The organism is Pedobacter sp. AK017 (assembly GCF_014200825.1).
GTDB lineage: Bacteria > Bacteroidota > Bacteroidia > Sphingobacteriales > Sphingobacteriaceae > Pedobacter > Pedobacter heparinus.
The window spans coordinates 31,521-57,081 of record NZ_JACHCW010000023.1; the positions used below are offsets into that span (position 1 = coordinate 31,521).

The 25,561-nt window shown below is 40.6% G+C and carries 24 protein-coding genes; 19 read left to right on the plus strand and 5 right to left on the minus strand.

The genetic code is table 11. The annotated features are described in order from the left end of the window. Positions 1-77: 77 nt before the first annotated feature. From HDC92_RS23170 to HDC92_RS23225, 12 genes are all read left to right on the plus strand, one after another. A complete protein-coding gene (locus HDC92_RS23170) occupies positions 78-1,115 on the plus strand; it encodes an aldose epimerase family protein (protein WP_183877287.1) in 1,038 nt (345 codons plus the stop codon). After that, on the plus strand, positions 1,115-1,756 hold the full coding sequence (locus HDC92_RS23175) for a DsbA family oxidoreductase (protein WP_183877288.1): 642 nt from the start codon (positions 1,115-1,117) through the stop codon (positions 1,754-1,756). Before HDC92_RS23170 ends, HDC92_RS23175 begins: the two co-directional genes overlap by 1 nt. A 38-nt stretch (positions 1,757-1,794) precedes the next feature. After that, complete coding sequence (locus HDC92_RS23180) at positions 1,795-2,373, plus strand: RNA polymerase sigma factor (RefSeq protein WP_015807954.1); 579 nt, start codon at positions 1,795-1,797, stop codon at positions 2,371-2,373. 84 nt (positions 2,374-2,457) lie between these two features. Beyond that, positions 2,458-3,594, plus strand: coding sequence for a FecR family protein (locus tag HDC92_RS23185; RefSeq protein ID WP_183877289.1), 1,137 nt, complete (start codon positions 2,458-2,460; stop codon positions 3,592-3,594). Positions 3,595-3,860: 266 nt separating this feature from the next. After that, positions 3,861-7,169 carry a TonB-dependent receptor gene (locus tag HDC92_RS23190; protein WP_255484657.1) on the plus strand — a complete coding sequence of 1,103 codons (3,309 nt, stop codon included), beginning with the start codon at positions 3,861-3,863 and terminating at the stop codon, positions 7,167-7,169. A 57-nt stretch (positions 7,170-7,226) separates the two neighbouring features. Continuing rightward, complete coding sequence (locus HDC92_RS23195) at positions 7,227-8,816, plus strand: RagB/SusD family nutrient uptake outer membrane protein (RefSeq protein ID WP_183877291.1); 1,590 nt, start codon at positions 7,227-7,229, stop codon at positions 8,814-8,816. Between the two features lie 14 nt (positions 8,817-8,830). Next, the gene (locus HDC92_RS23200; protein WP_015807958.1) at positions 8,831-9,835 is read left to right on the plus strand and encodes a DUF6528 family protein; all 1,005 of its coding nucleotides are present in this window, start codon (positions 8,831-8,833) and stop codon (positions 9,833-9,835) included. A gap of 9 nt (positions 9,836-9,844) precedes the next feature. Beyond that, a complete protein-coding gene (locus tag HDC92_RS23205; RefSeq protein ID WP_183877292.1) occupies positions 9,845-10,846 on the plus strand; it encodes a DUF6528 family protein in 1,002 nt (333 codons plus the stop codon). 182 nt (positions 10,847-11,028) lie between these two features. Then, positions 11,029-12,306, plus strand: coding sequence for a tyrosine-type recombinase/integrase (locus HDC92_RS23210; RefSeq protein WP_183877293.1), 1,278 nt, complete (start codon positions 11,029-11,031; stop codon positions 12,304-12,306). A 63-nt stretch (positions 12,307-12,369) separates the two neighbouring features. Then, a complete protein-coding gene (locus HDC92_RS23215) occupies positions 12,370-13,917 on the plus strand; it encodes a hypothetical protein (RefSeq protein ID WP_183877294.1) in 1,548 nt (515 codons plus the stop codon). A 308-nt stretch (positions 13,918-14,225) separates the two neighbouring features. After that, on the plus strand, positions 14,226-14,579 hold the full coding sequence (locus tag HDC92_RS23220; protein ID WP_183877295.1) for a hypothetical protein: 354 nt from the start codon (positions 14,226-14,228) through the stop codon (positions 14,577-14,579). 119 nt (positions 14,580-14,698) lie between these two features. After that, positions 14,699-15,685, plus strand: a complete 987-nt coding sequence (locus HDC92_RS23225) for a DUF3871 family protein (protein WP_183877296.1) — start codon at positions 14,699-14,701, stop codon at positions 15,683-15,685. A gap of 324 nt (positions 15,686-16,009) precedes the next feature. Here HDC92_RS23225 and HDC92_RS25400 read toward each other — a convergent pair whose 3' ends face one another. After that, positions 16,010-16,240 carry a helix-turn-helix domain-containing protein gene (locus HDC92_RS25400; protein ID WP_183877297.1) on the minus strand — a complete coding sequence of 77 codons (231 nt, stop codon included), beginning with the start codon at positions 16,238-16,240 and terminating at the stop codon, positions 16,010-16,012. A gap of 93 nt (positions 16,241-16,333) precedes the next feature. On the opposite strand from HDC92_RS25400, the gene HDC92_RS23235 reads away from it, so the two are divergent. The 3 genes from HDC92_RS23235 to HDC92_RS23245 all read left to right on the plus strand — a co-directional run bounded on the left by HDC92_RS23235 (position 16,334) and on the right by HDC92_RS23245 (position 18,852). After that, complete coding sequence (locus tag HDC92_RS23235; protein WP_183877298.1) at positions 16,334-17,335, plus strand: hypothetical protein; 1,002 nt, start codon at positions 16,334-16,336, stop codon at positions 17,333-17,335. Positions 17,336-18,045: 710 nt separating this feature from the next. Next, positions 18,046-18,621: a DUF4833 domain-containing protein gene (locus HDC92_RS23240; RefSeq protein WP_183877299.1), complete on the plus strand. Its 576-nt coding sequence runs from the start codon at positions 18,046-18,048 to the stop codon at positions 18,619-18,621. Positions 18,622-18,657: 36 nt separating this feature from the next. Further along, positions 18,658-18,852 (plus strand): hypothetical protein, encoded by a 195-nt coding sequence (locus tag HDC92_RS23245; protein ID WP_183877300.1) that lies wholly within the window; start codon positions 18,658-18,660, stop codon positions 18,850-18,852. Here HDC92_RS23245 and HDC92_RS23250 read toward each other — a convergent pair. The 4 genes from HDC92_RS23250 to HDC92_RS23265 form a co-directional block, all read right to left on the minus strand. After that, a complete protein-coding gene (locus tag HDC92_RS23250; protein ID WP_015807972.1) occupies positions 18,844-19,782 on the minus strand; it encodes a sulfite exporter TauE/SafE family protein in 939 nt (312 codons plus the stop codon). The two genes, HDC92_RS23245 and HDC92_RS23250, sit on opposite strands and share 9 nt — an antisense overlap. A gap of 146 nt (positions 19,783-19,928) precedes the next feature. Beyond that, the gene (locus HDC92_RS23255) at positions 19,929-21,284 is read right to left on the minus strand and encodes an MATE family efflux transporter (protein ID WP_183877301.1); all 1,356 of its coding nucleotides are present in this window, start codon (positions 21,282-21,284) and stop codon (positions 19,929-19,931) included. Positions 21,285-21,412: 128 nt separating this feature from the next. Next, entirely contained in the window at positions 21,413-22,036 is a 624-nt protein-coding gene (locus HDC92_RS23260; RefSeq protein ID WP_015807974.1) for a helix-turn-helix domain-containing protein, read from the minus strand. A 20-nt stretch (positions 22,037-22,056) separates the two neighbouring features. Continuing rightward, positions 22,057-22,542, minus strand: a complete 486-nt coding sequence (locus tag HDC92_RS23265; protein ID WP_015807975.1) for a DUF4442 domain-containing protein — start codon at positions 22,540-22,542, stop codon at positions 22,057-22,059. An 80-nt stretch (positions 22,543-22,622) separates the two neighbouring features. On the opposite strand from HDC92_RS23265, the gene HDC92_RS23270 reads away from it, so the two are divergent. The 4 genes from HDC92_RS23270 to hemF all read left to right on the plus strand — a co-directional run bounded on the left by HDC92_RS23270 (position 22,623) and on the right by hemF (position 25,556). Then, complete coding sequence (locus tag HDC92_RS23270) at positions 22,623-22,928, plus strand: hypothetical protein (protein ID WP_015807976.1); 306 nt, start codon at positions 22,623-22,625, stop codon at positions 22,926-22,928. Between the two features lie 104 nt (positions 22,929-23,032). Beyond that, a complete protein-coding gene (locus tag HDC92_RS23275; protein ID WP_015807977.1) occupies positions 23,033-23,236 on the plus strand; it encodes a hypothetical protein in 204 nt (67 codons plus the stop codon). Positions 23,237-23,357: 121 nt separating this feature from the next. Next, positions 23,358-24,581 carry an MFS transporter gene (locus HDC92_RS23280; RefSeq protein ID WP_015807978.1) on the plus strand — a complete coding sequence of 408 codons (1,224 nt, stop codon included), beginning with the start codon at positions 23,358-23,360 and terminating at the stop codon, positions 24,579-24,581. A gap of 78 nt (positions 24,582-24,659) precedes the next feature. Then, positions 24,660-25,556: an oxygen-dependent coproporphyrinogen oxidase gene (gene hemF / locus HDC92_RS23285; RefSeq protein ID WP_183877302.1), complete on the plus strand. Its 897-nt coding sequence runs from the start codon at positions 24,660-24,662 to the stop codon at positions 25,554-25,556. Positions 25,557-25,561 lie beyond the last annotated feature (5 nt).

The window sequence follows — 25,561 nt, forward strand, 5'->3', positions numbered from 1 at the left end:
GAGCTCAAAATAGGTTTACACTCGTAAAAAAGTACATAAAAAAGCGGGGATAATCCATCTAAAAAGAAATAGAACGAATGAAAACAAAGCTGATCCATACCGGTAAAATCATTGATGGAAAAGAAGTATTGGGTGTAGAACTGACCAACGCACAGGGTACCTATGTTAAAATATACAATTACGGGGCCATCATAAACAAATTTATTGTAAGCAATAAACTTGGTAAAAAACAGGATATCGTTTTGGGATTTGACGATATAGATCAGTACACAAGCGAAGATTATCTGAACAATTATCCCTACCTGGGGGCTGTGATCGGAAGGTATGCCAACCGGATTAAAAACGGGAGGTTTACCATAGATGGTGAAAGCTATCAGCTTTCGCAGGCTAAAGGTGGGGATTGCCTGCATGGGGGTGATATAGGTTTTGACAGAAAGGTATGGGACGTATTGTCTACCATAGACCCAAGCGTTACCCTGCAATATGTGAGTGCCGCAGGCGAAGAAAATTTTCCGGGAAAGCTTACTGTTCAGCTTACTTTTAAATTAACGGATGAGGATGAGCTGATCCTGGATTTTAAAGCAACAACTGATGCAGCTACAGCAGTAAACCTTACGCACCACAGCTATTTTAACTTATCGCCCGACGGGGGCTCTGTAAAAGACCACCTGCACCGGATGCCTGCCAGTTATTATCTGGAACAGGATGATAATTATGTGGTTACTGGAAAACTGCTGCCTGTAGAAGGGACAATACATGATTTTTTAGGGGACAAAACTATCGGACGCGACTGGGACCCAGAGGAAGGGTATGACCAGACGTATGTACTGGATAAGCAGGACGGCGAATTTACACTGGCTTCCGAAACTTCGGAAGAAAACAGCGGATTAAAACTTTCTGTTTATACAACAGAACCTGTGGCGCATTTTTACACAGCAAAATATCTGGATGTAAAGGCGGGTAAAGGAGGGAAGGACTATCATCCTTTCGAAGCTTTCTGTATAGAGACACAGCACCATCCCAATGCAATTAATATACCTGAATTTCCGGGTACTGTTTTAAGGCCCGGAGAAACTTATAAACAAACAACAATTTACAAAATAGAACACAGCTAATGAAGGTAGATATCTGGTCGGACGTAAGGTGTCCGTTTTGCTATATAGGCAAGAGAAAGTTTGAAATGGCATTGGCAAAGTTTGAACACAGGAATGAGGTAGTGGTAGAATGGCATAGTTTTGAACTTGATCCTAATGCAGAAACCCTACTGAACGTAGATGCATATGATTATCTTGCCGACCGTTATGACAGGAACCGGGAATGGGCCATAGAACGTCACAGGGCACAGGAAGAATCGGCGGCTGAAGTTGGACTGACCTTCAATTTTGACAAGGCTGTTATGGCCAATTCTTTCGATGCGCACCGGTTAATCCAGATGGCTAAGGTCAATGACACGCCAGGTGATATAGAAGAATTGTTGTTTAAGGCACATTTTACAGATGGGAAGAACATAGCCGACCAGCAGGTATTGATTGGGATAGGTAAGGAAGGCGGACTGGATGGCCTGGCTGTAGAGATGATGCTGAAAAGCGATGATTTTACCGATGACGTAAGACATGATGAAAAGATAGCTCAGCAGATCCGTATTAAAGGGGTACCTTTTTTTGTGATTGACCAGAAATTATCTATATCTGGTGCCCAGGCCCCGGAGGTATTTCTGGATGTGATGACCAAGGTGAAAAATGGAGTGGAGGATTAAAAAAGATCGTCAGGAAATGTAATCACGGCATATAAACAATGGAAACATATACCAGCTATTCTGATCAGGAATTAATAAGCCTATTTATATCTGGCAGTGATGGCGCATTTAAAGAAATTTATCTGCGGTATGATAAGCTGCTTTATTTATATGCCTATCATAAACTGGGCAATAAAGAAGAAGCAAGGGATATGGTTCATGACGTGTTTGCCTGGATGCTCAATAACCGCGAAAAACTTGATTTAAAAACTACGCTTTCAGGTTATCTCTATAAATCAGTGTTAAACAAGATCTTTAATTTGTTTAAACACCGGCAGATCCTGAAGAAGTATGCGGATGCGGGAAATCATTATATAGATATAGAAAGTGCCGAAACAGATTTTCTGATCAGGGAAAAGGATGTTGCGGCTATGATTGAAAAGGAAATCCAGGCTATGCCGCCCAGGATGCGCGAGATTTATGAACTAAAAAGAAATAAACACCTTTCTGCAAAAGAAATTGCCCTGCAATTAGATATTGCAGAGTCTACCGTAACCACACAAATGAAAAGGGCCATGAAACATCTGAAATTAAAACTGGGCCTGTTGGTCTACCTGGTCTTTATCATCCATCCCTGAACTGTAAAATTATTTTTATCGCTTGTCCCCATTTTAACTTGCTGAGTTGCCTTTGCTTTATATACGGGTTTTCTTAAAAAAGCAATGGACAAAAAGGATATTAAAACTATACTTCATAAGGTGGATTCAGGTATAGCCTCGGCAGAAGAAGAGGATATAGCGAAGTATTGGCTCCACTATTTTCAAAAGGAGGATGTTCCAGCCCTTTCAGCAGCCGAACTTGATAAAGAAAGCATGGCGGTTTTTACCGCGCTTATGAAAAACCGTAGCACTAGACCGGCTGGTATAAGACGGTTCTGGTATCCGGCAGTTGCAGCAGCTGTATTTGTCATCATAGCTGCGTTCTGGTTTTATACCGACAGGCAGGCAGGTGCTGGTAAACCAGTTGCTTATGCAAACGACGTGGCACCAGGTAAAAAAACGGCCACCTTAACCCTGGCCAATGGCAAAAAGATCGTATTGTCTGACGCCCTTAACGGGGAAATTGCAAAACAGGCCGGTGTTTCTATTTTTAAGACACCAGACGGACAGGTTGTTTATAAGATTGACCCATCCCGACAGCCAGGGGTAGCAGCAGCCTATAATATGCTGAGTACTTCAAGATCTGAAACTTATCAGATCATCCTTCCTGATGGTTCTAAAGTCTGGCTAAATGCAGCTTCATCAATTAAATATCCCGCAACCTTTGCATCCTTCAAAAAACGTGCAGTTGAACTCAGTGGCGAAGCTTATTTCGAAATCGCAAAAGATGAAAAGCATCCTTTTGTGGTGAAAACAGATCAGCAGCAGGTTGAAGTACTGGGTACACATTTTAATGTCAATGCCTACAATGATGAGGGGGTTACAAAAACGGTTTTACTGGAAGGTGCTGTAAGGATAAATACCGGAAATGTAGCAGGTGGCGTTTTAAAACCCGGACAGCAGGGGGTATTGGCAGCTGGCAAGCTAAAAATAGAACCTGCGGATATAGAAACAGAACTGGCCTGGAAAAATGGTTTCTTCCGCTTTAATGATGAGCAACTGGAAAGTATCATGAAAAAAATATCAAGGTGGTATGACATCCAGGTAGTCTACGAAAATGAAGAACTGAAAAAAGAGCCGTTTGCAGGCGTAACCACACGTTTTGCAAATGTATCGGCACTGTTGAGGATGCTGGAGCTGACCGGTGAGGTCAAATTTAAAATTAATGGCAGGCAGATCAGGGTATTGAACGCAAAATAAATTAACCAATATAAACCAAAACAATCATGATTAAAAAAGAAGACTCTACTTAATCCGACCGGATAACGAGGTTTTACTACATAAAAAATCAGGAACACTCGCAATGCTCCTGATCAGATATCTGATAAAACCGAAATGCATTGCTGAAACAATTTTTATCAATTTAAACAGATACTCAAATGTATAAAAATTTTACGAAATTTTTTTGTACGCCTCAGGGCTACATCAGGAAATTCCTTCTGATTATGAAAATTACAACGATCTTAATGTTTGCTACATTAATGCAGGTAAGCGCAACCGGCCTGGCACAGCGCATTACCCTTAATCAGAAATTTACTACCTTAAAAAGGGTTTTTAATGAAATAAACAAGCAAACCGGTTATAACATATTATGGTCTGCAAAAAAAGTAAAGAATACACAGGTCGTAAATGTGAATTTTGAAAATATCTCTTTGCGGGAGGCGCTGAACAGATGTCTGGATGGTTTTCCCTTAACCTATACTATTGAAAACAATGTTATTGTAATCAGGGAGAAAGAAAAGACACTTGCCGATAAGATCGTTGATTATTTTAAGGTAATAGACCTGACCGGCAGGATTACTGATTTAAATGGGGCACCTTTGCCGGGCGCTTCTGTAATGGTTAAAGGCAGCACCCTCTCGGCAACGGCCGATGCAAATGGGGACTATCAGATCAGGGTGCCGGATAACGACGCCATACTGATTTTTAAGTATGTAGGCTTTTTAAGCCAGGAAGTTAAGGTAGATGGCAGGACAAAAATAAATGTTCAGTTAAAAGAGGACCAACATCTGCTTACCGAAGTTGCGGTTGTGGGTTATGGTACGGTTAAAAAAGTGAACCTGACAGGCTCTTTATCTATTCTTGACATGTCTACCCGCGAAAACCGGCCACTTACCAATGCCAGTCAGGCATTGCAGGGTGTTTCAGGATTGTGGGTAAACCAGGCCGGGGGTAAACCTGGGCAGGATGGAGGAAGTATCCGTATCCGAGGGATCGGTTCAATCGGCTCGTCGGGTAAATCTGACCCGCTGGTGCTGGTAGACGGGATAGAATACAACATCAATGAGATTAACCCCGATTTCATTGAAACGATAACTGTTCTTAAAGATGCTTCGGCCGCAATATATGGGTCAAGGGCTGCAAACGGTGTAATTCTTGTGACCACTAAAACCGGTAAAAAAGGTAAAACAGAGATCAATTATAATTTCAGTTATGGCATACAGGAAGCTACGGCTTTGCCTGATGTATTGTGGGACCCTATTCAGTACATGGAACTGAAAAACCAGGCGCTCATCAATGAAGGCAAATCGGCTGCATCTGTAGATTATTCTGCAGCGCAGATTGCGGAATATAAAAACGGAATGGCCAGCAACCCTATTGCTTATCCTAACCTGAACTGGTTTGACCTGGTCTTGAAAAATGGCTATATCCAGCAGCATAACTTAAGGTTCTCTGGTGGTAATGACAATGTATTGTACAATATTGGATTGGGATATATGGACCAGGACGGCATTTTAATTGATGCCAATCATGCAAACAGGTATACACTCAATGCAAATGTTTCGGCCAATGTGACACAGAAGTTAAGGATCGGGACAAATATAGTGGGCAATTACAGGACTTATACAGAGCCTGCTTTTGGAGGGACTTCCGGTACTGCAACCAGCTATTATTTTACCAGGTTAACGCGTGTGCTGCCCATTTTTACGCCTTATACTGCCGACGGAAGATATGGTTCGGTAGTGTTCCCTACACCCGGAAGAAATACCATAGAAAATCCCTTGATGCTGCTTAAAGAAGGACGGAATGTACGTACACCCCAACGGGTACTGGCAAAAGTATTTGCCGATTATGAACTCCCTTTTAATCTGAAATACAGCATTAACTTTGGTGTCGACCGGCTTGATGGCTATGCCAGTGTGTTTACACCATACCTGGTATCTTATCATCCGATAACAGGAGCGCCCAATAATTACAATGTAAACCCCAGTTCTTATGAATACAATGAAAATGAAGTGAACACTTCCTTTTACCATACCCTGGACTGGAAAAAGGTGTTTGCAGAAAAACATGCCTTAAATGCGGTAATTGGAGGTAGCTTTAATAATTTTTACAGGAAATCGTTTTCCGGACAGATTGAGGGGTATTTCGATAATACCTTGACCGATCTTTCTGCCGGTTCTGTGAATCCGGCAACAAGCGGCACAAGGACAAAAGATGTACTTGCTTCTTACTTTGGCCGGTTAAATTATAGTTTTGCCGATAAATACCTGGTTGAAGCCGTAGTGCGCTATGACGGTTCTTCAAGATTTTCAGAAGGAAACAAATGGGGAGCATTCCCTTCTGTATCGGCCGCATGGAGAATTGACCAGGAACAGTTTTTTAAAAACATGCCATCCATTAACCAGTTGAAACTACGCGCTTCATGGGGGAAGCTGGGTAACCAGGCTGTAGAACTTTACAGCTATCTTAATTCGGTAAGACTGGGCGCTGATTATTCCTTTAATAATGTGATTAGTCCGGGTTCATCCGTAAATGCCTATAACGATCCGGCGATTTCCTGGGAAACCACTACGACAACTAACCTGGGTGTCGACCTTGAAGCCTGGAAAGGATTGCTGGGCATTACTTTTGATGTTTTTAAACGGAGAACCACGGGAATTCTGAGGCCTGTGAATATTCCTTATCAGGTAGGCGGATTAACCGGCCCGCAAAAAAATGTAGGTGTGGTAGACAATACAGGCTTTGACCTTAACTTGTCGCATCGAAATACGATCAATGATTTTAGCTATTCCTTTACTGGTGGTGTAAGTTATGTGAAAAATAAGGTAGTCGACCTGAAAGGAGAAACCATCATCAGTGGCAGGAGGATCATAAAAGAAGGATACCCTATCGATTCCTATTACATTTATCAGGCAGATGGCATTTACCAGAACCAGCAGGAGGTAGACAATAGTCCTAAAGTGAGTACCGGGGTAAGACCAGGTTATCTGAAGTATAAGGATATCAATGGCGACAATAAGATTGATGGTAACGACCGTGTAATTACCGGCAGGTCGAACCCGCAGTTTACCTATAGTTTTAATTTAAACCTGGGTTATAAGAATTTTAGCCTGACTTCCTTTTTTCAGGGCATTCAGGGAATTGACCTGTATCCAACCGTTAACCTTGCACAACCTTTTAACAACGGCGCCGGAGTAACCAGGGAGTGGGCTACAGATGCGTGGACACCTAGCAACCCGGGCGCCAGACTACCCATCCTTACAACGGCTACCGGAGCGCCGGAAATGTATTCCACAGCAAATTCGTCTTCATTCTGGTTACAGGACGGTTCTTATCTGCGGCTTAAAAGTCTGCAGTTGAAATACGATTTTAAACAGAACTGGGTTTCTAAGCTCTCTTTGAACAAGGTTGCCTTATTTGTGAATGCCGAAAACCTCGTAACCTTTACCAGTTTTAAAGGGTTTGATCCGGAAAAAGATATTAAATCTGATAATTTTTATGAATATCCGACATTGAAAACCTTCAGTTTCGGTATAAATGCAACATTTTAATACAGCTATAAAGGGAGCCGGTAAAGCTCGGAACTATTAAAATTAAATTATACTCTGATGAAAAATATATCAATTTTATTTTTGTTAAGCCTATTGCTGGTATCCTGTTATAAAGATGCACTGGAAACACAGCCAAACGACAGGTATACAGAAGATACTTACTGGACTTCTGAAAAAACAGCTATGGCCGGTTTAACCGGATGTTACCAGGTACTGACCTCCAATTCATTATATGGATATGCCACTCCCTTATGGGAAGAAACGGCTACGCCCAATGCCTATAATTATGATAATTCTGCTGGTTTTGGCCTGATTGCCCTGGGTACACATACGGCTACCAATGCCGGGGCCGGAAATATTGTTTCTGGTGTAATCGAATTCAGATGGAAAGACTGCTACCGTGGGATTGGCAGGTGTAATACCCTTTTGGACCGGATCAATGCTGTACCCATGGCCGATGTTTTAAAAGACAGGATGAAAGCGGAAGCTAAGTTTTTAAGGGGACTGTATTATTCCATACTGGCCACTTATTATGGTGGTGTACCGCTTATTTTAACACCCCCGAATTTTGATCAGGACGCAAAATTACCACGAAATAGCCGGGCAGAAGTTGTTCAGCAGGTTATAAAGGATATGGACGAAGCTGCAATGGTACTGCCACCCAAGTTTACAGGTAACGATATAGGCCGTGCAACAAGCGGTGCAGCTTTGGCCATTAAAGCAAGGATGTTACTATTTGAGGCCAGTCCGCTTAATAACCCTTCCGGCGATCTAACCAAATGGGTTGCCGCCGCCAATGCGGCAAAAGCCATAATAGACCTTCCGGGAACAGGTTATGGCTTGTTTCCAAATTACAGACAATTGTTTTTACCAGCCAATGAGAACAAACAGGAGACCGTTTTTGATGTACAGTACACAATTTCCACAACAGGTTTTGGTAATTCTTTCGACCTCATTAACCGGCTTTACAATACCAACGCACCCTTGCGAGACCTGATCAATGCTTATGACATGAAAGATGGGCTTCCACCAGCCCAATCGCCATTGTACGATGCTTTAAAGCCATATGATAATCGTGACCCGCGCATGTACCAAACCATAATTTATCCGGGAGATACCTATCTGGGGGCACCCGTTACTACCGCCACTTTTAAACAAACCGGATATGGGGTAAAAAAATATGGCATATATGATAAAGAAGCGGTTGCAGCTGCCGATCTGATCAACAGCGCCGGACGATCGCAGATCAATTATATGGTGGTACGTTATGCGGATGTACTGCTGATGTATGCCGAAGCACAAAATGAAGTACTCGGGGCTCCTGACGTTACTGTACGAAATGCTGTTGAACTTGTACGTCAGCGGGCAGGACTGGTGCCTTATCAGGTATCAGCTACGCTTACAAAACCACAGATGCGCGAGCTAATCAGGCATGAAAGGAGAATAGAATTTGCATGTGAAGGTTTTTATTATACAGATATCAGAAGATGGAAAACGGCTGAACAGGTGTTAACCGGCCCTATATTCAATTCGCAGAACCAGCAAATTGTTACCCGAAATTTTAACCCATTAAGAGATTACTGGTGGCCAATTGCGCAAACCCAGAGAGAGCTTAATCCAAACCTTGAACAGAATGATAATTATTAAAAAATAACTATTATATGATGAAAAAGATATTGATCCCGGTAATGCTGGGTATGGCTTTATTGCAGGGCTGCAAACAGGAAGAGGTGGCCAAAAACCAGAATAAAACAGCATTGGCAGGTAACAGTGAGTTGTCTGGTGCAATAATGGCAGAACCCAACCGCTACCTGTTACTCGCAGAACAATCCCAAAACCGGATTTCTGTAGTAAATGCTACTGACGGTACTTTTTTCTGGAACTGGAAAGCCGGTGTAAACAACAATGTAAGTGCGGCCCATGTAAGCTGGTTTACCAATCCAAGTGATGCAAAAAGAGTATACAATGGATTGTATATTCTGGCAACAGCTTCTGGTGGTGGGGTTGCATTGATCAGACAGAGTGATAAAAAAGCCGTATTTTATGCTAATCCGGGTGGAAATCCGCATTCTGCTGAATTACTACCTGACGGAAATATTGTAACAGCTTCAAGTACAGGGGGATATTTAATGATCCATAAAATGGATACCCTGCACCATCCTTCTACCGCATTTACAAGAAAAATAATCCAGGAAGATGCGCATAACGTGGTGTGGGACAAAACAAGGCAAAGACTGTGGTCGGCCAGTAAAAATAAACTCTATGCTTATTCCTACAATTTCAGCTGTACCAGCCCGAATTTAACGCTGGTTAAAACCATTACTTTACCGGCAGGCAATGCACACGATCTTTTTCCAGTTTACGGCCAGGATTCATTATGGATCAGTACCAGCAATAAGGTTTGGGTGGTTAATTTAAATACAGATGCAGTTACCGAAGTTAGCACACTGGCCAGGATCAAAAGTGTATCGTCGGGTGGGGCCGGTTATCCAACAGTGGTTTTACAGGGGCTGAACGCTACCGACTGGTGGAATACTAAGGTCATTAACATGGATACCGGTATTGCTGTTTTTGAAGGCACAGGATTGAAAATATATAAAGCCAGATGGAAGATTATGAATGCTTTTAGTTATCCTGCAAATGATGTTTTTCATTTCTGTAATTAGTGATGTTTTATGAGAAAGATCTTATTTGTTTTTATAGCGATCTCATTTCTTGCCATACAGTGTAAGAAGAAAGGTTACACGGCGGAGAATGGAGGCAAGCCTTCTCCGCCGGCCACTGTTCCGGGGGTCGACCCACCAGCATCAGTGGCAGATTGTAAAAAATGCATTATCCTCGCAGAACAGCTTCAGACAAGGGTTGCCATTGCAGATGTCGCTTCTAAAGCCATAATATGGGAATGGAGCCCCGGAATACCAGATATTAAAGCAGATGCTTTAAAGTGGTTTAGCAATATCAGCGATGCAAAGCTTGTTTACAATGGCAAATATATACTTGCAACAGCTTCCGGAGGGGGAGTGGCTCTGGTAAGAATTGCTGATAAAAAGACAGTTTTTTATGCCTTTGCAGGGGGAAATGTACATTCTGCAGAACTACTCCCGGATGGAAACATAGTAAGTGCTTCTAGTACAGGTAATTATTTAACCTTGTTTAAGGTAGATACGTTAAGTTTTCCGGACCATGTTTATGCCAAAACTATACCGATCGATTTTGGACATAATGTGGTGTGGGATCATAAAAACCAGGTGCTTTGGTCGGCCGCTATGAATCAGTTAAAGTCATTTAAGTATAATTTCAACTGTGATTTTCCAGATCTGGATCTGCTAGAATCCATCAGTATACCAGGTACCGAAGCCCACGATCTGTTTCCTGTACATGGTGAAAATGCTTTGTGGCTAACCAATACCACCAATGTTTATAAATTTGATGTTGGAACTAAAAAATTTACACAGGCAGAAGTGATACAGGCTGATATTAAGAGTGTTTCTTCCGGGCCTGAAGGTTATCCGATAATATTATTGAAACCCAAAGTATCCTGGTGGGCAGATGAAGTGATTGACGCAAAAGGCAACCCTATATTTTTACAAAATGGCTTAAAAATTTATAAAGCGAGATGGTTGCTGCAAAATGTTTTCAGTTATCCTGTAAATGATGTAATTAAGCAATGCAAGTAGTTTGAAATATGACGAAAACCCCTATAAAAAAAGAAAGAGGCGTTCTATCCAGACACTCCTCTATTCTAACCAAATATAAACCTGTATGAACGGGTGCTGCGCTCTTGGCCAAACCAAGGGCGTTTTTGGCTTTTTGAGGACTTTTCGGGGATGACTTGGGGGATGAGATCGATTTAGTACCGATGAAAATCTCACGACCAACAACAAAAACAACTAGGTATCTCCTAGCAAATCATAACGGGATAGAAATTTACCTTTCAGTACCGTCCAAAGATTCCAAGGGTAAGTACTACTTGGATTACAAGACTACCAGTCAGATCAAGTACTATGGTAACGGGAGTGTGAGAAAGCGAGCTATTGAGTTCTTTGATGGTGTTGCAAACAGCAAACTAACACACGCACAGCTTGAAGCTGAACTAGCGCAACTGTTTAAAAAGGACATTGAGCTAATTGTTCATGACATTCAGGTAATACCAAAGGCTACGATCATTTCCATGAGAAGCAGCGTTACTGGAGCGATAGAGGCTTTCTTTGATTATAAAACGCTACAGAGTTTGGAAGGAGTATTGGAGAAACGTGCACTAACAAACTACGGGCAGTATCACAGGAAGCTTCTATCGTACTTTAAACTGGAGCAATTCAGGAGATACACCTTAAATGATCTTTCATCTGCCTTTTGGGTAGGCTACAGGATTGCTCTGCTGAACAACAGTTATGCTATCAGTACCAAGTGCTTAAGCAATGCATCTGTGAACCAACACTTTCAGTACGTTACCCAGTTTTACGGGTGGTTGATCGATTACCTAGAACTACCGATCAAGCATCACCTGAAGAAGCAGACCAAGCTCAATGAGGCCAAACAAACTAAACGCTTTAAGATCATACCAAGGGAGATGCTCAATGAGTTCTATAGTATACTTGAACATAGAGAGAAACATGGATTCACTTCCTTGTATCTAGCTGCCCTCTTACTGTATGAAAACAATATTCGGTTGTCCGAACAGGTGTTGATACAGGTACAGGATATTGACTTGGCGGGGGGGATGCTTACAGTTGTGAATAAGAAGAACGATTCTACAAGGACAGTCATTATCTCTCAAAAGTCTAAGGAGCTAATAGCTCTCATAGTTGATCGTACCAAGAGTAAAGGATATGCTGTGGCAGGTGAGACGTACCTGTTTGGTGGATACAATAGGTTAAAGCCGGGTAAACCCTTGTCTCATGATGACCTTGGTACATGGATGCGGAGGTTTAGGAAGTTCTATCCTCAATTTGTGGGTAGAACATTGTATGAACTGAAACATACGTCTATTACAAACCAGTTCAATGCAGGCGTAGACCATCATCAGATTAGGGAACGAGCTAATCATAGTAGTATCTCTACCACCGAGATTTACTTGCAATCCAGTAGAGTGGTACAACCTTATGAGCTTGGTGTTACAGCCAAGAAGTACGATTAAGTACCGGAAGAAGTGGATTCTCAGTTAGAATTTCTTTCTATCTTAGCCCCATTAGATAGAGTTATGGCAGTACACAACAAGCTACTTATACCAGAAAGCATAAACCTTGACAAATTGATAGAGCAAGGTGGGTTTAGAGAGATCCCACTTTTCAAAACTGATAAACTTGCTATGATATTGTTTCTCATCAACTATATAGCATCTATTTCCCCAAATAATATAGAGAAGAACGGGGATTTTACCAGTTTAAATGCTTACCGTTTACAGAATATAATAGGAGCAGCTTATAAGGAATACTTAGAAAGACTTGTGTTAGAAGGGGTAATTGAAAGAAATAAGCAATACATCGTTGGAGATAAGAACAGAGGATATAGGTATTCTCCAAAATACAGAAACGATTCTCTGAAAAGCTACAAGATAATCAATAGACCAATACAAAAACAACTACAAAAATTGGTTAAAAATGATCAATCTGAATTATTCGGTTATGAACATCTGACTAAATGGTATAATGAGCAACTAGAAATTTGTGAACAAGATTTAGTAACTGAATTCTGTAGGTTGAGACCTATAGCTTTACAATTGAGACAGAATCTTAGACTAGTCAATCTATTTGATGGGTTGGAGATGGGACATACAGAAGCTAAGGCTTTGAAGAAAGAGCCTCGTTCCTTTGTTCCTCGGCTACAGTTTGGGGTATATAAGATTCAGATGGGGTGGTTTCCTATGATAGTAGATGATACGTCGTTCAGATTTCATTCTAACCTTACTGCCCTTAAGAGTGAGCTACGTAATGCATTGAGGTATGATAACAAAGCACTTGTATCCTTAGATATTAAAAACTCTCAGCCTTATTTTAGCTTACTGTTATTCCAAGAATCATTCTGGCAACTCAATGGGAATACAGCTGTACCAAAGCAAAAAGCGGCGGGGGAAGCTGTAGGTGTAAAGAGGGTAGAGACTCTAAACATACATCAGTTCTCTAAGCTCTCTACCCTACTAACAAAGAATTCTCCCGATCTATACAGCGCTCTCATTATGATATTAAAAACGCCTGAATACCATTTAAACGCAGATATAGTTCGTTACTTCGAGTTGATTAAAACGGGTAAATTATACGAATACATCTCCGATCAGATGACAAAGTCAGGCTTGCAAGTTCCTAGAGAAAGGCAAGAGCTTAAAGCTGGGGTCTTTCAAACAATGTTTACAGCCAATAGCTTCATAGGCCAACCCGATGCCGCACCTAAAAGACTATTCAAGAAGTTGTTTCCAAATGTCGTGGCTCTATTCGAAGCTATAAAGAAAGATGAGAGTAAGATGTTGCCTATAATTCTACAGACTGTAGAGAGCGAATTAATATTGAAGATCATAACCAAGCGTATTGCTCTTGAAAAGCCTGATCTTCCTATATTCACTGTCCATGATAGTATCATTACGATTGTAGGGTGCGAACATTACGTTTTGAGCGTTATGGAAGAAGAATTGCAACGGTATATAGGGGCTAAGCCTACGATAAGCATTGAGTTCTATACACGTGAAAATCTTCAACGGGAAATAGAGAGCTTAAAAGCTGAAATAGCTGAGATAAAGGCTATGCCTCCATATTAGAAGTAAGACGTATAGAAGACATTATTTGATGTGTGGAGCTTAAATTAACTTCTTCAGAAGGTATGTTTAATTCTGTGCTGTTTCCTGCATACTCAAGCCATTCTTTTCCGGTACTTAAAACCTTACTATTTCTGCTGAATAATCGCAACACAAGGTCTAATAAGGGCTTTAATTCACAACAAGTAGGGTAGAGTAACGAAAACTCACAAATATACATGTGTATGCCCCCCGTCTTTCACCACCTTAAAGCACCCACCCCGTCTTAATCTTGCGGAGGATGTACTCCCGTCATTAAATCTCAATAAGACATGGTATTAGTCGTAAACTATCAACAGAAAGAAAATTTGGAGGGTAAACCGTTCTTTACCTTAACAGTACAGGGAGAGCCCGAATTAGTAGTATCTCAAAAAGGAAAGCCATACTTAACAGCTAGAAAGGCATCCCTTATGACAACCTTTGAGGAAGCTATTTGCAAACAGCTAGTGGGTAGGGAGTTGCCCGGGATAATCCTGGAGGTAACTTGTGAACCTTATGATGTAACACTGGACGGTGGAGAGGTTGTAACTAGAAACACAAGGTATGAGTACCAGATGGAAGAACTGGTTGAAGAATCCGAACAAGCGGTTTTTAGTACCCATTCAGAAGAAGACATCTTTGTTTAACTCCATCCCCAACAATTAATTGAGTGTCGGCAATCCCTATGTGTCGGCACTCTTTCTTTTAACCCGAGCAGGAAGTAAAGCAGCCTGTACTCAGAACTCACATTTTAACTATTATCCCAATGGAACTATCAACAGTATTCGATCCTAACGAGTTACAACTACTCAACGAACACGTAGAACTAAAAACCTCTAACAGAACATTCATTCAGGCCAACACTAAGCCTGTAGCCTTCGAGGAACTAAAACATGAACATATTATCCCGGTATGGCTAAAGGATAATGAGCCTTTAATCTCACACGCAGACTTTATCGAAACCACTTGTAGCCTAGTTAATAGTCTGTACCAAGGGGAGAATATACTAGAACCAAGCGTTCACATCAGTCACCCGATAAAGGGGCGTATACCCTCTGCCAAGGATAAGCCTGCTATAGAACTTCTCGAGAATGAGAAAACAGTATACTATGAGCGAATGATGTTTGCAATTGAGCTTCCTTCTATAGCAGAGGATATTAACGGCAACAGGCTATCGCTAACGGTTGGTGGTGTCAAAGCGTTTAACCTCGATAATTTGTACAATAAAAAGGGAACACCTGAATACTTCAAAGTTTTCATTGGTTTCAAAAATCACGTTTGTACAAATCTGTGTGTTTCTACAGACGGACTAAAAGCCGATCTAAAAGTAAGAAGCTTACCAGAGCTAAGGGATGCAATCTATCAATTGATTACAGACTATAACGCTGTCAGGCATTTGGAGCAAATGAAGCGTTTGGTGAAGTACAGAATGACCGAACAACAGTTTGCCCAAATGATAGGCAAGGCGAGACTGTATCAGTTTCTTACAAACAGAGAGAAACAGCGGGTAATGCCCCTGCGTTTCAGTGATACTCAAATGATAGCTATAGCTAGGGACTATTACAAGGACGAGAACTTTTGTAGAAGCGAGGACGGCACAATAAGCCTTTGGGAGGTATACAACCTTTTTACAGGGGCAAATAAATCTTCTTACATCGACAGCTTCCTAGATAGAGCCGCGAATGCTTTTCAAATCTCCAGTGCACTTACGTATGCACTGGAAGAGCCCGGCTCCAATTGGTTTCTTAGTTGATTATCTATCGGTACTTAAACCTTAAGCATGGAAGAAAATCACTTTTTTCAACTGATAAACAGATACACCAATAACGATAGCTGCCTCTTTATTACGGTTTCAAGCCGAATTGTTCGCGTACATTGTCCTTTTCGTGTAGTTTGTTGTGAGGCTACATCAGTGCATAAGGAGGGGAGTGTCTACTTGGTAACTAAAGTCTTTTCTACAGACGGGTGCTCTATACTTTATAAAATTGGTGATGAATGTTATCCTCATCGCCATTTCAAAATGATTACAATATGAACGTTGGGGTAACATGCACTACTTGTTACCTCGACTTCAACCTTAAAAGTTGTCTAGTTCAATTAAAGCACTAAGTTTTACCTCTAAAGCAGAAGCAATTGCATATAGAGTGCTTATTGTGGGATTGGTCTTGCCGAGTTCTACATCTGAAACTTGTCGGTACTCAATGCCAGCGTTCGCAGACACTTGCTCCATCGTCAGTCCCTTTTGAAGTCTTATCGTTCTAATACGTTTACCTATAGCTAATATTAGCTCCTCGTTTCTAATGTTCATCACACACGAAAGTGCGATACCCTTAAAAAACCTCTTATGTGGTATAACACATATTAGCTCAAATAACTACCTTAGCCAAACCAAATAAATCATATGAGAAAACTATTTACCCTATTCGCAGCAACAGTTCTATTAGTTTCTGCATGTAATTCCCAAGAGGAGCCATCATTAGGTTTTTCAATCGGTTCGACTAGTAAAGACTGGAATAGTCATCTTGACAAACTCTTATCGAAAGGTGTCCTAAAGCCAGTGAAAATAACAGATACCAATGTCCGAAGTTACTCCTTTGACATATCTTCAGATGGGTACCAGTTCCCAACAACAATCGAATTTAATGGCGGTCGATATCATACTACTAAACTTATAAATATGGAGCTTGTAGTCAACATTGACTCCATTGGAGGGCTTGCACCAAATGGAGATACCATTCTCGTTAATAGCAAAAGTAAGTTTTCTAGTCTATTACGCACACTTGAAAGGCAATATGGAAAGTCTACGACCAACAAAGAGGAAATGGTACACTACTGGAAGAAAGATGGGTTTACAATAAGCCTGAATGACGGTGGAGTCTGGCTTGTTGATTCGTTAGCTGCTCCAGCACGTTTCTCACCTGTATTGAGTTACAAATCAGAGAACTTTGTAGACGAGTTATTCGCTGTTACGGAAGACGTCAGAAAACAACTAAAACCAGAACAAATGATTGATCTTAGCCTTCTGCCACCTATTATAAGGACGAGAGCGAACGGAGATTTTGAGTTCAATATACCTTACAAAAGATTAAGAAGGGTTGATAATGAAGAACATAGAGGTATTAAAGGCATGAAGTTGGATGTGAGTTACAGGAATGCCTTTAGTGATGTGTTATGGAGAATGGACGATTTGGAAGTTTATTGGGGATATAGTTTACAGCCTAAAGGAGACTATCAATCACCAGGAAGTTTGGAAGGAAAGCTAATCCTACTAACTGGAATTGTGTCACGCATGAATAAAGAATATAGGAACGTTCGTAATTTGTTCGACTATAGAGGAGAAATCAAACCAGAGTTCAAGATTAAGTCAGTAGTATTCGAAGATGGTCAGGTACTTAATGATTAGATTTCTTTAAGTTAGTTCCAAGCATTCTGGACAGCAAGAATCGGGGGATGAGATGGGGGATGAGAAATTACAAAACGTACCCAAACAGTAGGAATTAAAGCTCTACAAAACATAAAACAACTAACAGATTTATTAACCACTCATCCATCAAGTCAAGTCTAAGTGTCTGGTACAGAGCAAACAAAACCCCTATAAAAAAAGAAAGGGTTGTCGCATCCACGCACATCCCTATTCTAACCAAATATAAACCTGTATGAACGGGTTTTCTCTTTAAGTTCTATCAGGCTTTAACCTTAGCCTGAATTGAAACTGTTGTTCATTTTTTATAAGACAAATATACATAGTTTTTATATATAGTGTATATAGTACACTATTGAATTTTAATTATTATGACTTTCAATCAATAATTGCCATGGTAAACCCTTTTTTTTGCGCATTTAAGCCGTTTTTTTAAGATTAAATAATTGTAAATTATTTTTAAATAACGTGAAAAATGAGAAATGTCAAATCAAATACTCCATAAAAAACAAGAAATAAGTAAAAAAACTGCGGCAGGACGGTTGGTCTGGTGTATCATATTGTGATATTAAAGAAAGACTATCCCTTAAAGCGATACACGTAAAAGTATCGTCTTAATGTAAAATAACCAATGTGTACAGCTTGTCCGATAGTTTTGCGCTAAATTTGAATTCTTAAAATCAGTAAAAAGTATGAAGCCTGCAGGCACCTTTATTCAATTCTCAATTTGGTTTTGTATTACCGGATTTTTAACCCTTGGGGCTTATGGTCAGGCTACTGATAACAGCAATCCATCTCCTTTAAAATTTCCGACCCCGCAGGGCATTAACAACCAACTTTTTTATTTACAGCGTGATCCGAATACCAATACCATTATTTGTGAACTGAATATAGAAAGTGATGGCGATTTAAATAAGAAAGAACCTATAAAGGTTTACTGGATCCGCTATGGTGAAAAAGGGGAGAAGGAAGACCTGAGTTATATCCAAAGGAAATTTGCCTATGGTATCCAGACTAAGGACATTGGTAATGAGCAATATGAGCTGAAATTTGTATCCTATAAGAAGTTTCCGATGTACCTTATAAAATCAACCGAAGACAAAAAATATCATGTTTATGTAACGGTAAATAAAAAGAAAATACAGTTGGAACGTATTTTTCTTAGGATTGAGGGCGGATCGTTCTGGTTGCCTAATGTAAAGTATGTGGAGCTAAAAGGTATAAACACTGCTACCAAAACCCAAACAATTGAAAGAATAAAAGTTTAATTTTCTTTATCTTTAAGTAAATTAATACTTAAGGCTATGGAAAAAGAAGCAATGATATCACTTTTGGAAATTATTGACCAGCAAGTTAGTTCTTCTATACTGGGTGGCATGGAAGAAACTTACGAAGAACTGGAAAGACTGGGCTACATCAGGATCAACAGGAATACTGTGCAGCATTCGGCCTCAATTACCCCCGAAGGCCTCGATTATTTAAACCAGCATTTAGAATAATTTACCAACAGACATCCAGATAATACGGATACTGGAGATGATTACAATGGTGGCAACGCCAATAAACATTTTTTTGATAGGAAGTTTTCCTACCAGATTGGCCGCTATTGGTGCAGCTACTACGCCACCTACAATTAAACCAACAATGGATTGCCAGTGACTAACGCCTAAAACGAAAAAGAAAGTAACGGCGCTGGCCATGGTTACAAAAAATTCGGTCAGACTTACGGAACCAATCACATATTTTGGGGTGCGTCCTTTTGAAATGAGGGTAGACGTAACCAATGGGCCCCATCCACCACCCCCAAAGGAATCTAAAAAACCCCCGGCACCTGCAAGCCAGCCTGCACGCTTAACTTTTTGAGGCTTGGTCTTGGCTTTAAAGGCATTGCTTAATATTCTGATTCCCAGCAGCAAGGTATAAATAGAAATTACCGGTCTGATCCATTGCGAAAAAGCTTCACCGGCATAACTCAGCAATAGTGCCCCCGCTATTGCGCCCAACACACCCGGAATTAATAGTGTCTTAAATAATTTCTTGTTTACATTGCCAAAACGGTAATGGCTGAAGCCAGATGCACCACTAGAAAACATTTCTGCAGTATGTATACTGCCCGATATTACGGCAGGGTTTAAGCCGCCTGATAACAACAGGGTGGTAGAAACAACGCCATAGCCCATGCCCAGTGCACCATCAACAAGTTGTGCAAAAAAACCTACTGCAAGCATCCAATAGAACTTTTCATCCAGTTGTCCGTATGCATTCTTACCAAAAGCAATAACAGATTCATAAGACAGGTAAGTATACAAGGCAAAACCAATAAACAAAACCGCCAGGATAAATAAGCATAGATAAGCGATCTGCCTCCATTTTTTCTCCTGGGATTTGGGTTGTACTGCTACTTTAATTTCGGTTTCCTGAATGCTCATATAATATCTATCGAATTAGTCGACAATATTAGTTCAACTTTTCCAATAATCAAAATTATTCTACTAAATTTATAGTATTAATTTTTAAATTGTTTATACGTAGCCCATACAATTTGCATAAGAAAGCGTGACCTGCAAACTGATGGTTAAAGCGCTAAAATTTTAGTCTTTTTTTGAAACCTGATGAACAGCAGGGCAGAGGCACTGAGGAGTCCGAAGGTTAGTCCGTACCAGATACCGTTAACGCCAAGCCCAAGTACAATTCCAAGTAAATATCCAAGGGGGATACCGATAACCCAATAAGCAATAAAAGTAATCAGCGTGGGAATGTTTACATCACCAATGCCTCTCAGTACACCAAGGCCAAGCACCTGGGTACCGTCAAACAATTGAAAAAATCCGGCAATGATCAGCAACTGCGCAGCAATTTTTATGACCGCCATATCTTCAGTATAGATGTATGGAAGAAAATTGCTGGCTGCAATAAACAGGATAGCAGTTATACTCATAAACAAAATTATAACATGATAGCTGGCAATGGCCGATTTTCTAAGATCGTCGAAATTTCGTTTACCAAAATTGTTACCCGTTTTAATTGTAGCCGCAGAAGCGATACCGCTGGCCATCATATAAGTTACAGCAGCAAGGTTTATCGCTACCTGATGTGCAGCCTGTTCTATTGCCCCGATTGTTCCAATCAGGATAGCTGCGCCACTAAAAGCACTGATCTCAAAGGAATATTGTAAGGCCACAGGTGCACCAATTTTGACAATTTTTAAGCTCCTTACTTTATCTATAAAACTAAGCCTGAAACTCCTGGTATATAATTTAAAATGTTTGGACCTGAGTACATAGAACGACATCACAATGGCCATTAAACTACGGTCAATTAAGGTGCTGAGCCCTACACCTTTAACACCCATAGCCTCAATACCGAACATACCCTTTACAAAAATTATCCCAAGTATAACATTGAGCAGGTTACCCCAGATAGAAACAAACATCGCCTGTTTGGTAAAGCCCAGCCCTTCAGCAAACTGTTTAAAGGTCTGAAAGATCATAAGGGGGATGATAGAAAAGCCCAGGTAACCCAGGTAAGGTTTGGCATAAGCTACTACTTCGGGCGACTGGCCAATGTGGTCTATCACTACTAAAGTGCCCAGGTGTACAAAAGCATAGAGCAGGATAGAGGTGAAAAAGTTGATGATCAGACTATTGGATAATAGTTTTCCACATTCGTCGTAATTTTTGCGGCCATTCTCCTGTGCAATTAGAGGTGTCAGTCCGTAAGAAATGCCCATGCCCAAAACCAGTATCAGCATGAACAGACTATTTACCAAAGATACTGCTGCAAGCTGAATGGTTCCGGCAAAATGTCCAACAATAACACTGTCTGCCAGATGCACCAGGGTATGCCCCAGCTGGGATACCACTATTGGCATTGCCAAACGTAAATTGTCGGAATAATAAGGTTTGTATTTTGTATAAAGGCTCGTCAACATTTTGGCAAAAATCGGCTTTTTCAGTCTCAAATCTATGGCTGTTCCCGCAGTTTTTTTGACAAACCCACTTTAAAACGTTTAAAATAATATTGGGTAAGCTGAAATGAATTTAGGATGACATGAAGCGCCTAGTTTGTGGTAAAATATTCCTCCTTTTCTGAAGAATGAGGCGTAATCAGTCCACTTATGATCAGGTTAACCAAAATCTTTTGGGCCTGCCTGTAAGAACTGCGGGTAAGCTTACTGAATTCCTTCAGGGTAATCCTGCCTTTTTCGCCAAGGTGTTCAAATAGTTTTTTCTCCTGGTCTGTATAAGTGATCAGCTGTCCGTTTTTATCATTCCCTTTTTTAATGACATCAACAATGATTTTACTGGCCAGTAAACTTTTGTCTTTTACCCGGTAATAAACCCACCATTTTTTATTTTCATCCAGCGCATAATGCGGTTTTGTATCACTAGCAGGTATTTTTACCACCAGCACCAGTTTGTCCTCTACATAAACTTCTTCAAATTCAGGTTCTATTGCTGGTTTGCAGAACTGATGGGCAGATTTGGTGATCATATACCGTTCCTCATCTTCAGATTTTACGCCTTTGATGCTGCCATCATCTGCAACACCAATCAATAACTGTCCACCCTTGTTGTTTGCAAATGCAACCAGGCTTTTTGCAATCTTCTCATTGCTGGTGATCGTCTTTTTGAAATCCAGTGTAGTGCCTTCTCCTTGTAAAATAAGTTTCCTGATGTTCATTTTATGTGTTCCTTAAAGCGTCAATAAGCGATACGTGGTTTTTCTCCCTGATGCAGGTTTCTCACATACACCTCGTTCATCACTGTAGCACAAATCTCCCCATCTGCATTTGTAATTTCCATCGGATAAGCTTTTACAAACTTTCCGGTAGTGTTCAACGCTGTTATGGCCTCATTTAGCATGTCATCCGTAATATTTATGGTAAAATATAAACTGGCGCGTCCTGGCTTCAGGTATTGGATGCCGGCACTTTTAAGCCATACACGAACTTTAAAACCCGCTCTCTGTAACAACTGATCAAAAAGCAGCGCATAAAACGGATCTGTTGCCGCATAAATGGTCCCGCCAAAAATAGAGCCATTGTAATTTTTATTTAGCAAACTTTTTGCAATCTTAACATCTACCCCCCGGAATCCTTTATGAAATCTCCTGACCCAGATACGCTGAAACAATAAAGGGGGATACAAACACAAGGCCCATTTGAGGGTTTTTTCTGATACTACCATGATGCTTAAATATCAGAAAGTTTATTGAACAATAAAATTATATATATGATCATAAGGTAATTTTTTAGTAAATTAGGGTTATGTATATATACGATACCCTAACCGCTGCTGTTGCAGATCTTGAGCAACGCGGATACGAACATGATTTTAATTTATCGGCTGAATACATTGAATGTAAAGCAATCGATATCCGGCTGATGCCGGAGGAATTTGAAATTGATGAATTTTACCGTTTTGAAGGGATGACAGATCCTGACGACAGTTCGGTAATTTATGCGATATCCTCTCCTGTAGGTAATTTAAAAGGCGTAATTATAGATGCTTACGGTGCTTATGCTGAGAACATCTCTCCTGAACTGCTGGGGAAGTTAAAGATGCATCATTGATTTAGGTATTGGATCTGCACGGTAAATTGCAGCTCATTTTCAACTGTTTAAAACCTTTAAATGGTTTTACTTGTTAAAGAGTTGAATTTAAAATAGATATACCTATGAAAAAGCTAATTTTAAGTCTTGCAGTTGCCGCTACATTAAGTATAGCCGTTTCAGCATGCAATTCAACAAAGAATATGTCAGGTACTTCAGATAGTACAAAAGTAGACACCAGTATGTCTGTCCCAATGGATACGGCAAAGAAGGTAATGGATACCACTAAAAAAATGCCACCAGATACCACTAAAATGCCACCTCAATAATAGGTATCAAGGTTAAAATATCAGGTATAAGAGGTCGGTCTGAAAAGGCTGGCCTCTTTTTCATTAAAATATTTCTGATCATCAAATTTGTTTGTACTTTCATCCACCAAACAAATATGATATGATTGCCGAAGAGAAAAACAGGAATGTGTTTTTTTTGATCCTTGTAGCCTCACTGGGCTATTTTGTAGATATTTACGATCTGCTGCTGTTTTTAATAATTAAAAACAAAAGTCTGGCCGCACTGGGTGTCCCCGCCGATAAAATAACGGAAACCGGCTTAAGCCTGATGAACTGGCAAATGGCCGGACTACTTATTGGTGGTATATTCTGGGGTATTCTGGGCGATAAAAAAGGACGCCTGTCTGTACTTTTTGGTTCTATACTGATGTATTCGGCTGCCAATATCGCAAACGGTTTTGTAACCAGCATCCCCTTATATGCAGCACTAAGGTTCATTGCAGGGCTGGGTTTGGCTGGTGAACTTGGAGCTGGTATTACCCTGGTAAGTGAAAGCATGAGTAAAGAAAAGAGAGGTTATGGTACCATGCTGGTTGCCGGAATCGGCTTAAGCGGAGCCGTGGCCGCTTACCTGGTAGGAGACCATTTTGAATGGCGTACTGCCTTTTTTGTAGGCGGTGCACTGGGAATTGTGCTTTTGTTATTGCGTATTGGCGTTTTTGAATCCGGTATGTTCCAGACTATGGCCAGAAAAGAGGTGTCTAAAGGAAATTTTCTGATGCTTTTTTCCAGCAGGAAAAGGTTCTTTAGATATTTGAACTGCATATTAATAGCAATTCCACTCTGGTTTGTGGTAGGGATACTCATCGGTATTGCACCTGATTTTGGCAGGGCCTTACATGCAAAAGAGGTACTGGACAATGGCAAAGGGGTGATGTTTGCCTATATTGGCATCTCTTTAGGTGATTTTCTGACGGGTGCACTGAGCCAGGTTTTTAAAACAAGAAAGAAAATTGTCTTTGTTTTTTTAACACTTACTTTCCTCACCATACTTTTTTATTTGTTAAATACCGGCTGGACTGCAACCGGTTTTTATACTTTATGTGTGTTGTTCGGTATCTTTACGGGGTATTGGGTTGTTTTTGTAACCATTGCGGCAGAACAGTTTGGTACAAATTTGAGGGCAACTGTAACCACCAGTGTGCCGAATATGGTAAGAGGTTCTTTAATTCCCGTTACGCTGTTGTTCCAGTGGCTACGCGGTAATACAGGCATTATCAATGCCGCCTTATATGTAGCTGTAATCACAGTAGGGCTTGCATATATTGCGCTTTATAACCTGGACGAAACCTATGGTCGTGACCTTAATTTTATTGAAGAATAGTGTCAAAACAATGTACTATCTGCAAATTTAACAAGGATGCCTTTTTATTAAGGTTAACTTTGAGCTTAGTTTTAAAAAATGGTGTTTAGAGATAAAGTAGTAGCGGCCTATCAAAAAATTCAGGATGAGATTTGCAGCAGTTTAGAACTGGCTGATGGAAAGGCAAAATTTGAACAGGAAATCTGGGAACGCGAAGGTGGGGGCGGTGGCAGGACCGGCATTATGCAGCATGGAAATGTAATAGAAAAAGGGGGCGTCAATTTTTCTGCTGTGCATGGAAAATTACCCGATGCTGTAAAAAAGGCTTTTAAAGTCGAAAATGATGATTTTTTCGCAACCGGTGTATCAATTGTAATGCACCCATCCAATCCTCATGTGCCCATTATTCACATGAACATCCGTTATTTTGAAATGGATGAACAGACCAGGTGGTTTGGTGGGGGGATAGACTTAACACCCCATTATCTCATTGATACCGATGTAAGGTTCTTTCACCATTTACTCAAGCAAACCTGCGATCTTTTCGACCCGGCATTTTATACTAAATTTAAGGAGAATGCAGACGATTATTTTTTCATTAAGCACCGGGAGGAAACCAGGGGGGTAGGCGGCATTTTTTACGACAGGCTAAAGCCTGAAAACACGGGCCTGACCTTCGATCAGCTGCTTGATTTTTCCATAGCTGTTGGCAATACCTTTATCCCAGCTTATACGGAACTGATAGAAAGGAACAGGGATAAAGAATTTACAGCCCAGCAACAGGAATGGCAATATTTGCGCAGAAGCAGATATGCAGAGTTCAACCTGGTTTATGATGCAGGAACCAAATTTGGCCTGGAGACCAACGGCCGCATCGAATCTATCCTAATGAGCCTGCCACCAATGGCCAAATGGACCTATAATTATCAGGCCCTTCCGGGAAGTCCCGAGGCTTATACGTTAAGTATGCTCAAAAAGGGAATAATATGGGCTTAAATGCC